We start from the raw sequence: 12,428 nt of genomic DNA, 5'->3' as shown, positions 1-12,428 counted from the left end.
ATAAAATTAAATACCAAAACCAAATGATAATGTCGCACTGCCATCTAGAGATATATCCTCAATATTATTTGTTCTGATTATATTTAATACCGCATAAACCTCAAAATCAGCAGCAAAAATTTTTCCTGGTGCTAATTTTTTCGATGTTTCAGCCCAAGCTGTTTTTTTCATTTTCGCTATCGAGGTTTCTGCTACAGCTTTGCTTCCTTCTGGTAACACTAAAACACGTTTAGCATCTTCTTCACTATTCGCTTTAACAGTCGCATTTGACATTGTAATGCTATAAACACCAATTTCATTATTATCAGCACCATATGTACCTAATCCAAATAATAATGCTGCGTCGCTAGGACTAATGCGATTATCATGAGCCACAAAACTTAAGTAAGTCGTTGCATCACATACGATTTCGATTCTTTTCTTTTGTTTATCTAAAGATGTTCTTCCTGAACGATTAAGCATTTCTGGCGATATCGTGTAATTATATACAATATCTACTTCATTCTGATTATTGATAAAGCATGTTGGTGGCTTAATATCACCAGATACTTTCAAATTAGCACTGGTATCTGCATAACTTAAACCTGCTACCAATAACGGCAATAAGCCCAAACATGTTATTGTGTTTTTCATCATGAATTAACAATCTCAATAAGTTAAATAGGTCAATTACCTAACCTATTTAAAATAAAATTAAATACCAAAACCAAATGATAATGTCGCACTACCATCTAGAGATATATCCTCAATATCATCTGTTCTGATTATATTTAATACCGCATAAACCTCAAAATCAGCAGCAAAAATTTTTCCTGGTGCTAATTTTGTCGATGTTTCAGCCCAAGCTATTTTTTTCGATTGCTCTACCGAAATTTCTGACTTAACGGTATTTCCTGTCGATATTAAAACGTTTTTGTCGGCTTCTTCACTATTCGCTTTAACAGTCGCATTTGACATTGTAATGGTATAAGCACCAATATTTTCTTTATTATCAGTACCATATGTACCTAATCCAAATAAAATATGACCTTGTTCTGAAGAAACGCTATCAATACGGTTATCTTTGGCTTCAAAGCTTAAGTAAGTTGTAGCATCACACACTATTTCGATTCTTTTCTTTTGTTTATCTAAAGGTGTTTTTTCTGAACGGTTAAGCATTTCTGGCGATATCGTGTAATTATATACAATATCTACTTCATTCTGATTATTGATAAAGCATGTTGGTGGCTTAATTTCACCAGATACTTTCAAATTAGCATTTGTATCTGCGTAACTTAAACCCGCTACCAATAACGGCAATAAGCCCAAACATGTTATTGTGTTTTTCATCATGAATTAACAACCTCGAAAATTAAGATAGGCCAAATAGATGGCCTATCTTAAAATCACGTTAGATACCAAAACCAAATGATAATACCGCGTGGCCATCTAAAGACACGTCACCTGAGCTATTCTTTAAGTCTTCGCTCAATGTTGGGGTAACTTCAAAATCAGCCGCAAAGATTTGTCCTGAGGCTAATTGTGTTGATGATATTGCCCACGCTGTTTTGTTTGTCTTTTTAACCAAGGCCTGTGCGGCAGAGAAAAGCGTGCCTGATCGGATCCCTGTCTGCTTTCCTGCATCTTCACTGTCTGCTTTCACCGTCGCGTTTTTCATATTGATGGTATAAAAACCAATATTTTTACTGCCGTCTGTACCAAATTTACCTAATCCAAAGTTGGTATCAGCAGCCGTCATAGGGCTATCACTGCGGTTATCTTTAGCTTCAAAGCTTAAGTACGTTGTTGCATCACACACTATCTCAATTTTTTTCGATACTGGCGTTAATGTTAAGTTACCTGATAAAGGGAACATACTTGGCGCTGTATCAAATTTATATTCAACATCCACTTCATTTTGGTTATCGATAGTACATGTTGGTGGCGTAATCGAGCCCGTGACTTTTAAATTAGCAACAGGTGCTGAGAATGCCGCATATGAAACAGAAATTAACGACAGTGCACATAATGTTTTCTTAAACATGATTAACCTTCTTATAATAAAAAACAAAAAAAGAAAAATAGAATCTATTACCAACATTTATATTAGTAATACATAGAGAAAAATATTTAAACTCGCTGTCATTTCTTAGCTTAACAAGAGCTATAATAAATAATTTTGGTTACTGGTATTAAACACCTCTAAATATGATAAAACATTCTACTTTTATGTAATTTTAAAATATTTTACTGAAATAATGTTTTTCAGATGTAAGTATTATAGATAACTTTTTTATAATTATCATTACACCAAAATCGAGTAAACCGCACTTTAACCTAAAAAATCACAAATGTAACATTTTATTTCATCATTAAAAACAATAAAGTAGATTAACATCTAGCTATCGCACCTATGATTAATGAGGAAATAACTCCAAACAAATCATAATAAGAACTAAAGAAAAGAATAAAATACCTAATTTAATGTAGTTTAATAATTAAACATAAATCCTTTTAATTTCAACTCGGTTAGAGAGTAATTATTCACATTGGAAAAACACTTCATAATAATAACCTTTATCCCTATGATTATTAATCACTTTAGAAGAAGTATCGTCAAGGTAATACACAATATCACGAGTAATATTGTTTCAACATCAAGTTTACCTTGCCTATTTCCTTTAGTATAAAAAGACTATCACGATTTTTTATCTTATCACTACAAAACTCTAGATGATAAAGTCGGTTTTACTCAATCTCAGGCAGTCAATTATAGGTAAAGCATGAATTTCCCCAGTTAATATCAAGGTGGCATAAGCCGTATAAACTTGCCACCTTGATAAAATTAGGCTGTTCCAAAGCAAACCGACTCTATCTTTAAATTTAAAGGCCTCTTTTTAAAAAATACTTTTCTATCTCTGTATGAGTCTCAAAGTTATAAAACAATGGCTTTAATGTATCATACAATTCATGATTATCTTTTTCTATCTGCTGACGCAGATATGAAAAAAAGGAACTCACATCGCAATCAAGAATGCACAATATATTTAGTAAAGCATCAACAGATATTGTATTAACCCCCCTTTCATATCGAGAGTATTGTTGCTGCGAAATGCCTAATTCACTCGCCATTTTTGTCCCTGAAAATGAACTTGCTTTTCGCAATCTCTTAATTTCTTCACCAATCACTTTGGTGAAAAAGTTTTTAGGTATTACATTATTCAAGGTTAAATTACCCTTTTACTATATATCCTGAAAAATTAAACCCCATTCAATATGCTAAAGATAAATGGGCCTTAATATCTAATTGCCTATAATAGGGAATTAGTGTTCCACAGCTAAAATAGCGTTATCACTCATTTTAAATCCATAACGACTTAAAGGGGAGATAGATATACTCGTTGCATTACCTTTAATATTGACAACTTTGCTTTCACCAGGTCTGATATAAAACTGGTCTAGCGCGTAATCTTCGTTACTCGGTAAAACTTTAAATGAGGGTGATAACCTAATGACTTGCTTTCCATTATTTTTTAATGTTAACTGATTATTTTTTTGGCTCACTGAAAGAGCGTCCCAAGGTGTTTGGCTCACTTTCATATTAGCAGGAGAAACTAACATTGCCACATCCTGACGAATAGGCATTTTAGTGACATTCTCTTTACTTGCCCCAATACCTTGAAATGATGCTTTTAAAATTACTTCATCGGAAATATCAACGCCTTTTTTCAAAATAAAATTAATTTGTTGACTTTGTTGAGGTTCAATACGAACAATCGGTGGCGAAATCATAATATCACCAGCAAGTTTTGTTGAACCATCTAGCTCTTCAACTTTGGTTGATAATAAAATAGGTGAATTACCGGTATTTTTAACATTAAAAACCTTTCGCCCTTCTCCTGCATCTAATATTACAGTCATGGTTTCTAATTGGAAACTTGCATGAACATTTGTGCTCACTATTAATAAAAAGCTTGAAAGAATAGTTGCAAATATTTTTTTCATAAATAACCTCTTTATCAAAATCTATGTTTAGTTTTTTGATGACTTATTGACATATTGCGTCTACTTCTTCATAAAGCAACTCAGATGAAAAATGTTCTGGTACTGTGTATTTCACAATACAATCATCTGAGTTTGGCGAACGAAGAATTAATTCATCACCAATTTGTTCGTTAGTTAAAAAAGTATTCCCTTCACCCATAATGGCACTGACATACTTTCCTTTTTTATTTATTAAGCTTGCACCACTAGGTGCTTTTTGACCGTTTTTAAGCGTAATACTCAGTAATAACTGTCTCATTTCGGTAGCTTTAATTTCTTTTGTAATAACACTTCCTCTAGCAACTGCAACATCGAACGAAGTGGTATCAAGCCGAATATTTAACGGTAAATCTTGCGTGTTCAATTGAACCGTTGTTTTCCTATTTGTTGGTAATGACGAAATGGCAGCCGTACCAAAATGATTCGTGATTGTTGAACCACTGCCTAACGCACTCACCTTAACATTTGGTTGATTTGGAATATATATAATCCCAAAAGTATTACTTAATGGCACTGAAGAGGTTGCAACTAGCCCATTTGAATAAGCAATAGCGCCTGTAGCAGATGACATAAATGAGTAAACATTATTTTCAGTCATGGAAGCATTTAATGATAATTGTGTATAAGCATTCGTATTATTAATGCTCCCGTTAACACGATTTACATCACTGCTACGACCTGCACCGATAGAGTAATTCCACCTATCATTCTGTCTATAGTTATAATTCGCCATTAAAGTACTACGGTCATCGTAATATTGGCTTTGTATACTTGCACTTGAACGGCTATTTATTGGGATTGATGCATTCAGATAAAAGCGATTGTCTTGATCTGTTCCAGACTGAAAAGATAAATTTAATGAGACATCACCGATCTTTCTGCTATAACCGACTAAATGACTTACTGTATCTGAACCGTCTCCATAATAATGGTTATAATTTAAACTATAGCTAAAACTTCCCCAGTTAATATCACCCCAACTTGTATAAAGTGAAGAAGAAGTCTGAAGGTCTCGACTAAACCATGGTAAATTCCATGCATCTTCATCCAATATTGGTTGCTGTTTTTCTAATGTACTATCTAACGTCGGATACTCATGACTGCGATATAGAAATGAGACTCCCAATGATGCGGCACCTTTGGCCAACGATGTATTAAAGTCTAACTGGCTTCCCTCTTTTTCATCATTACGAGAAATTGAAACATTGCCTCCACCATTAATGAGTAGTTTTTCTCCAAATGAAGAATGAACACCACCACTTACAGATTGATATTTATCTGAATATAAAGCCCCTGCTGAATAATCTATTTTTTTATATTGTGCGCTTGCTTCCAAACTACTAATTAAAGGATTATCACTTTCTTGAACACTATTGACTGTACGATATTTACCAATAAAAAATTGATAAGATAAAGGTGATAAATTTTCAGTTGCTTGATTTGAGGTCATTACTTGATATTTCTGACGCTCACCATTATCTTGAATAACTGTTACATCAACTGGTGTTCCATTGATAATATTATTAATTCTATTTAGTTCAAAAGGACCAGCAGGCACTATTGTTCGATAGAGCAGACGACCATTTTGCTGAACCTCTACGGTTGATGGCGAATTTGCAAAACCAGCTATCGGTACAACTAATCGATTATTAAGCTGTAATGCACTGTCCGAATAGAGTTGAATGCCATTAACTGGTATACCAGAATAATAACTGCCTCGGCTATTCAGTTGACCTATTTCAAATTGAGACTTTAATGACTCGATACTACGCGATAATACTGTTTCATTAAATTGATACTCTGAGTTCCCTTTACTTGAAGAAAAACTACTATTATTGCGTAAAACCCAGTTATTCCAGTTTGCTCCCGTTTCAAATTCACCTTGATAAAACTCTTGGTTATTATGGCCATTAATATGCATACCGTAAATTCGATAGTTATTAACTAAACCAAAGCCACCATAAGTCAATTCACGACCTAGCAACTTAGGATCAAAGTTGTTTTCAGCGACTGTAATATCAATAGCAAACTCATTAGGTCGCATTACCACCCGTGAATCAGGATAGACATCTTGAAAAACATGACATCCATCTTCTAAATTTGTCGATTTTAATCTCAACGTCTTCTGCAAACTATCATCAAGGCAAAGATGACCACTATCATCTATTTTGGCATTAACAGAATAAGTTTGATCACCATTTAATTGTATTGTGACATCATGGTTACCAGGAAGAAATTGGCTCCCTTGCATAAAATAATCAGCGACTTCTTCACCGTAACCAAGTGCCTTTAATGAATCAATATCAAAATTCACTTTTGAGTTTTTATCAGCATTATCTTGATTTGATGAATATGAATACTCATTATATAACATGAATATTAAAGCCATAAAAAAATAGTAACGTCGTGTTTTTTTATTAGTATATAACATACATGCTCATTGCTTAATTATAATTAATGTGTTCAGGCATTAAATGCCAAATGAAAAAATCAATTCAGCATTACCGTCTAATTCAGCACCATTAACAATAGGCCCATGGGTTTCTTTTAAAGAATTAAGTTTAGGCGAAACAGTAATATCAACAGAAAATAATTTTCCCGAGGCAATATGACTTTCACCCGTTAACCAACCATAGGTTCTATTTTTTTTCACCGTTATAGCAGATGTTCTTGTTCCTGATAAATTTTCGCTTAAAAACAACTCCGCTTTTTCATTATCAACATTGGCATGACTCAACGTTAATCGATAATCACCTATTTTCCCTGAACCATTTACGTTACCTAACCCAAAATAGCTTTCATCATCCATACGGGAGGAATCATGACGATTATCAATAATTTTTAAAAATAAATTTATCGGTGTATTGCACATCACTTGCCATGTTTGTTTTAATTCTGGAAGCGCTGTGACTTTGTTTAATTTAAAATAATGGGCATGTAACTGGGAAAATTGATAGTTCCCGTTATTTGGTGGGATAATTTCACAACTTGGAGGTGTCACAATATCGGTGATTATATTTTGCCTATATACGCCCTGAGCATTTGAATAATCACAAAAATAGAACATTAACATTACTGTAAGTTGATATAATATTATCCGCATAAGATACATGCCCATTTTTTTCATTATTAAAGACTAAAGCTAAATGTAATTACAGCTTCTGCGTTATAATTAAGTTCATCATTAAGTTCAATATTTGCTTTAGCTAAATCATCTCGTGAGTTAATAAATACACTGTCTTGTTCAAAACTCGCTGAAAAGACTTTTCCAGGTATTAATGATTGCATAAATGCATCTTTATCCCCGGCTTCATGCTTAGTATTAGACCATCCATAGTATTCACCTTTAGTCAATACATAATCTCCAAGCCTAGAAGTGGCATGTGTTGAATTATATAAACGGCGAACATATCCAGAATTATTATCGACCTTAGCATCTTTTACTAAAAATGAGACACCACCAAGTGCGGCCGGTTTACCCCCATTAATATGAAAATATTTATGTGAATACGAGCTTGATACCGGTGTTGAAGGTAAACTCAAACCTTGGTAGGTATCTGTCGCCATAAATATTAAATATGTTTGAGCATCACATGTCACCGTAACGGTATTTTTTACTTTCGAATTTTCGGGAAAAATATACATGCTCGACATAGGTATAACATCAACAGAGAGTTTTCCCATGTCATATATGATATTGGTTTGCTCTTCTCCATTAACCATACAGGTTGGTGGCTTAATATCACCAGATACTTTCAAATTGGCATTTGTATCTGCATAACTAAAGCTAACCGCTAGTAATGGTAGTAAACCTAAATACTTAATTGTGTTTTTCATACTCAGTTAACAACCTCGATAATTAAGATAGGCCAAATAGATGACCTATCTTAGAATCACGTTAGATACCAAAACCAAATGATAGTACCGCGTGGCCATCTAAAGACACATCACCCGAGCTATTCTTTAAGTCTTCGCTCAATGTTGGGGTAACTTCAAAATCAGCCGCAAAGATTTGTCCTGAGGCTAATTGTGTTGATGATATTGCCCACGCTGTTTTGCCTGTCTTTTTAACCAAGGCCTGTGCGGCAGAGAAAAGCGTGCCTGATCGGATCCCTGTCTGCTTTCCTGCATCTTCACTGTTTGCTTTCACCGTCGCGTTTTTCATATTGATGGTATAAAAACCAATATTTTTACTGCCGTCTGTACCAAATTTACCTAATCCAAAGTTGGTATCAGCAGCCGTCATAGGGCTATCACTGCGGTTATCTTTAGCTTCAAAGCTTAAATACGTTGTTGCATCACACACTATCTCAATTTTTTTCGATACTGGCGTTAACGTTAAGTTACCTGATAAAGGGAACATACTTGGCGCGGTATCAAATTTATATTCAACATCCACTTCATTTTGGTTATCGATAGTACATGTTGGTGGCGTAATCGAGCCCGTAACTTTTAAATTAGCAACAGGTGCAGAGAATGCCGCATATGAAACAGAAATTAACGACAGTGCACATAATGTTTTCTTAAACATGATTAACCTTCTATAATAAAAAACAAAATAAAGAAAAATAGAATCCATTACCAATACTTATATTAGTAAATATATAAAAAAATATTTTAATTATTATTATCACTTATCTTAATAAGAGTTATAAAAATATTTTTACTGCCGATATTAATTACCTCTAATTATGATAACACATTCTATTTTTATGCATCTTTAAAACATCTCAACGAAATACTGTTTTTCAGATGTAAGTATTATAGATAACTTTTTTATAATTAACATTACACCTAACTCGAGTAAATCGCACACTCACCAAAGGAGTCATAGATGTAACAATTTATTTCACCATTAAAAACAATAGAATATAGTAATAGTCACTCATACCAATCAAGATTGATAAGAAAATAACTCCAAACAAATCACAATAAGAACTAAAGAAAAGAACAAAATATCTAATTTAATGTAGTTTAATACTTTATAATATAATCTTTCAATTTTAACTCGCGACGAGAGTAATTATTTGCACAAATAAAACAACCAAGTTAAAAAAATACCACACCTCTTTGATTATTATGACTTTTTAAAATAAAAACATGATAAATATAGCCTTCAATACAACGAGTAATATTGTTTCAATATCAAATAAATATCATCAAATTAATATAATCAATAAAAAGACAATCTTTTTTCTTTTTTTAATATTCAAATTAAGAATTTCAAATAATGATAAAATAGTCTTTTTTAGCTAGTCGTTTAAAAAAGTAATCATACCAAGATTGAAATTAATGAATATTAATTAGCCAAAAAGATAACAGTTTAGAGTGATATCGATATAGATCTACAACAAAATATCCGCATACTCTGTCACAATATTGCGTATTCGACGCTTACGATCTAACCGAATTACTCCTCTGTATCACTTAAAACCACTTTTTATGCATTAACTATATAGATTCCCCTTCATCATCCACCAAACGATAAAGGATCTATTGCGCTCCCTATCGAGCAATTAGCGACATTTTTCCCCACTGTTACTATCGCCTATCAAATCGGCTAATCAAGTTACTAACACCCTAATTAGCGACCATAAAAAAAGCCCTGATTAAATTCAGGGCTTTTGATTTGTTGCTACATCGCTAAATTAAACTGTTGTTTGGAAGATAACACTATCTGCTTTTTCAGTATATTGCTCTAACTGATCAAAGTTCAGATAACGGTAAGTATCCTCAGCAGTTTCATCGACCTTATCCATAAACTGCAAATACTCAGCAGGCGTAGGGAGACGACCGAGCAAAGATGCGACAGCAGCAAGTTCAGCCGAAGCCAAGTATACATTTGCCCCTGTACCAAGACGGTTCGGGAAATTACGTGTTGAGGTTGAAACAACGGTTGCACCATCTGCAACACGTGCTTGGTTACCCATACACAAAGAGCATCCCGGCACTTCAATACGTGCTCCGCTCTTACCAAACACACTGTAATAACCTTCTTCAGTCAATTGTGCTGCATCCATCTTAGTTGGTGGAGCAACCCATAGGCGTGTTGGTAGCTGCCCTTTATGCTGATCTAACAGCTTACCTGCCGCACGGAAGTGACCAATGTTTGTCATACAAGAACCGATAAAGACTTCATCGATTTTTTCATTTTGAACATCAGACAGCAAACGTGCATCATCAGGGTCGTTAGGAGCACATAAGATAGGCTCTTTGATCTCATTTAGGTCGATTTCGATCACTGCGGCATATTCTGCATCAGCGTCTGCTTCAAGAAGCTGCGGGTCAGCTAACCAGTTTTCCATTCCTTTGATACGACGCTCGATGGTACGGCGATCACCATACCCTTCTGAGATCATCCATTTCAGCAGAACAATGTTTGACTGGAGATATTCAATAATTGGTGCTTTATCCAGTTTAATCGTACAGCCTGCTGCTGAGCGCTCTGCGGAAGCATCTGCTAATTCAAATGCTTGCTCAACTTTTAGCTCAGGCAACCCTTCAATTTCAAGGATACGACCAGAGAAAATATTCTTCTTACCTTTTTTCTCAACAGTCAGTAAGCCTTCTTTGATTGCATATAAAGGGATAGCATGAACAAGATCACGAAGCGTGATGCCCGGTTGCATTTCTCCTTTAAAGCGCACTAAAACAGATTCAGGCATATCAAGCGGCATTACACCTGTTGCTGCTGCAAATGCCACCAAACCAGAACCTGCTGGGAAAGAGATACCGATTGGGAAACGGGTATGCGAGTCACCACCCGTACCGACAGTATCTGGCAATAACATACGGTTCAACCATGAGTGAATGATGCCATCGCCTGGGCGCAAGGAAACACCACCACGATTCATAATAAAATCAGGTAATGTATGGTGCGTAGTCACATCAACGGGTTTTGGATATGCCGCAGTATGACAGAATGATTGCATAACTAAATCTGCGGAGAACCCTAGGCAAGCTAAGTCTTTTAGCTCATCGCGTGTCATTGGGCCTGTGGTATCTTGCGAGCCAACAGAAGTCATCTTAGGCTCACAGTATTCACCTGGGCGAATACCTGGGCGGCCACAAGCACGACCAACCATTTTTTGAGCCAAAGAGAAACCACGATTGCTTTGTGCAACAGATTTCGCATGACGGAATACGTTAGTTGGCTCTAAGCCAAGTGATTCGCGCGCTTTAGCCGTTAAACCACGGCCAATAATCAATGGAATACGACCGCCAGCACGGACTTCATCAATCAATACATCCGTTTTCAGTTCAAATGTTGCCAGTAACTCACCCGTTTCATGGTTACGCACTTCACCTTTATATGGGTAGATATCAATAACATCGCCCATATTCAGCTTAGATACGTCCACTTCAATAGGTAACGCGCCGGCATCTTCCATGGTATTGAAGAAAATAGGGGCGATTTTACCACCAAGTACAACACCACCACCACGTTTGTTAGGGACAAACGGAATATCATCCCCCATAAACCATAACACAGAGTTAGTTGCTGATTTACGAGAAGAGCCTGTGCCCACAACGTCGCCAACATAGGCCAACGGGAAACCTTTCTTATTCAAGGCTTCAATCTGTTTAATTGGCCCGACATTACCTGGTTCATCCGGCTCAATACCATCGCGAGCATTCTTCAGCATAGCTAGGGCATGAAGCGGAATATCAGGGCGAGACCATGCATCCGGAGCTGGAGACAGGTCATCTGTGTTAGTTTCACCTGTAACTTTAAATACAGTCACAGTCAGTTTTTCAGCCAGCTCAGGACGTTCGATGAACCATTCAGCATTTGCCCATGATTCAATAACTTGTTTCGCGTACTCATTCCCTGCTTTTGCTTTTTCTTCTACATCATAGAAGTTATCAAACATGAGCAAAGTATGGGAAAGTGCTTTAGCCGCGATTGGTGCTAGCTTAGCATCATCCAAAGCTTCAATTAGCGCATGAATATTGTACCCGCCCTGCATTGTACCGAGCAGTTCAATGGCTTTTTCTGGGCTGATAAGAGGAGAGGTAGTTTCACCTTTCGCGATAGCGGCTAAAAAGCCCGCTTTGACATACGCTGCTTCATCAACACCGGGGGGCACACGGTTGGTCAGCAGGTCTAATAGGAAATCTTCTTCACCTTTAGGTGGATTTTTCAGTAATTCTACTAATGCAGCAACTTGCGCAGCATCTAATGGCTTAGGGACAATCCCTTGAGCGGCACGCTCGGCTACGTGCTTACGGTAATCTTCTAGCACGACGTTCTCCTCGCTTCATTGTAATTTATATACCCGGCTGTCTGCACCATCTTGAAAAAATCATCATCCGGTGCCAGGTCAGAGGAACTTGCTCGCATAATCTCAATGGCAGTAAAATTATGCCCAGCTTCGGGCGTTCAGCATAGCAGAGTTTAAACG

The 12,428-nt window shown here is 35.9% G+C and carries 10 protein-coding genes; all 10 read right to left on the bottom strand.

Annotated features, from left to right (window positions below):
* Positions 1 to 6: 6 nt before the first annotated feature.
* Positions 7 to 636 carry a fimbrial protein gene (locus I3B46_RS06795; RefSeq protein WP_163761960.1) on the bottom strand — a complete coding sequence of 210 codons (630 nt, stop codon included), beginning with the start codon at positions 634 to 636 and terminating at the stop codon, positions 7 to 9.
* A 57-nt stretch (positions 637 to 693) separates the two neighbouring features.
* Positions 694 to 1,332 (bottom strand): fimbrial protein, encoded by a 639-nt coding sequence (locus I3B46_RS06790; protein ID WP_060560897.1) that lies wholly within the window; start codon positions 1,330 to 1,332, stop codon positions 694 to 696.
* 58 nt (positions 1,333 to 1,390) lie between these two features.
* On the bottom strand, positions 1,391 to 2,023 hold the full coding sequence (locus I3B46_RS06785) for a fimbrial protein (protein WP_042116721.1): 633 nt from the start codon (positions 2,021 to 2,023) through the stop codon (positions 1,391 to 1,393).
* An 839-nt stretch (positions 2,024 to 2,862) separates the two neighbouring features.
* Positions 2,863 to 3,204 carry a helix-turn-helix domain-containing protein gene (locus I3B46_RS06780; RefSeq protein ID WP_004921801.1) on the bottom strand — a complete coding sequence of 114 codons (342 nt, stop codon included), beginning with the start codon at positions 3,202 to 3,204 and terminating at the stop codon, positions 2,863 to 2,865.
* 99 nt (positions 3,205 to 3,303) lie between these two features.
* Positions 3,304 to 3,984: a fimbria/pilus chaperone family protein gene (locus I3B46_RS06775; protein WP_014656397.1), complete on the bottom strand. Its 681-nt coding sequence runs from the start codon at positions 3,982 to 3,984 to the stop codon at positions 3,304 to 3,306.
* A gap of 43 nt (positions 3,985 to 4,027) precedes the next feature.
* Positions 4,028 to 6,454 (bottom strand): fimbria/pilus outer membrane usher protein, encoded by a 2,427-nt coding sequence (locus I3B46_RS06770; RefSeq protein ID WP_223854817.1) that lies wholly within the window; start codon positions 6,452 to 6,454, stop codon positions 4,028 to 4,030.
* A 39-nt stretch (positions 6,455 to 6,493) separates the two neighbouring features.
* Complete coding sequence (locus I3B46_RS06765) at positions 6,494 to 7,150, bottom strand: hypothetical protein (protein WP_144242672.1); 657 nt, start codon at positions 7,148 to 7,150, stop codon at positions 6,494 to 6,496.
* Between the two features lie 2 nt (positions 7,151 to 7,152).
* Positions 7,153 to 7,860: a hypothetical protein gene (locus I3B46_RS06760; protein WP_040133343.1), complete on the bottom strand. Its 708-nt coding sequence runs from the start codon at positions 7,858 to 7,860 to the stop codon at positions 7,153 to 7,155.
* A 61-nt stretch (positions 7,861 to 7,921) separates the two neighbouring features.
* Positions 7,922 to 8,554, bottom strand: a complete 633-nt coding sequence (locus tag I3B46_RS06755) for a fimbrial protein (RefSeq protein WP_014656401.1) — start codon at positions 8,552 to 8,554, stop codon at positions 7,922 to 7,924.
* Positions 8,555 to 9,671: 1,117 nt separating this feature from the next.
* Positions 9,672 to 12,269 (bottom strand): bifunctional aconitate hydratase 2/2-methylisocitrate dehydratase, encoded by a 2,598-nt coding sequence (gene acnB, locus I3B46_RS06750; protein WP_004921820.1) that lies wholly within the window; start codon positions 12,267 to 12,269, stop codon positions 9,672 to 9,674.
* Positions 12,270 to 12,428: the final 159 nt, after the last annotated feature.

It is taken from the genome of Providencia sp. 2.29, assembly GCF_015832305.1.
Taxonomy (GTDB): Bacteria; Pseudomonadota; Gammaproteobacteria; order Enterobacterales; family Enterobacteriaceae; genus Providencia; species Providencia stuartii.
This window is presented reverse-complemented; position numbering and strand designations above follow the sequence as displayed.

Excerpts from the sequence above, each read along its gene's own strand:
- I3B46_RS06785 (WP_042116721.1), bottom strand. The coding sequence starts at position 2,023 with ATGTTTAAGAAAACATTATGTGCACTGTCGTTAATTTCTGTTTCATAT.
- I3B46_RS06795 (WP_163761960.1), bottom strand. The coding sequence starts at position 636 with ATGATGAAAAACACAATAACATGTTTGGGCTTATTGCCGTTATTGGTA.
- I3B46_RS06775 (WP_014656397.1), bottom strand. The coding sequence starts at position 3,984 with ATGAAAAAAATATTTGCAACTATTCTTTCAAGCTTTTTATTAATAGTG.
- I3B46_RS06760 (WP_040133343.1), bottom strand. The coding sequence starts at position 7,860 with ATGAAAAACACAATTAAGTATTTAGGTTTACTACCATTACTAGCGGTT.
- I3B46_RS06790 (WP_060560897.1), bottom strand. The coding sequence starts at position 1,332 with ATGATGAAAAACACAATAACATGTTTGGGCTTATTGCCGTTATTGGTA.
- I3B46_RS06755 (WP_014656401.1), bottom strand. The coding sequence starts at position 8,554 with ATGTTTAAGAAAACATTATGTGCACTGTCGTTAATTTCTGTTTCATAT.
- I3B46_RS06765 (WP_144242672.1), bottom strand. The coding sequence starts at position 7,150 with ATGAAAAAAATGGGCATGTATCTTATGCGGATAATATTATATCAACTT.
- I3B46_RS06770 (WP_223854817.1), bottom strand. The coding sequence starts at position 6,454 with ATGTTATATACTAATAAAAAAACACGACGTTACTATTTTTTTATGGCT.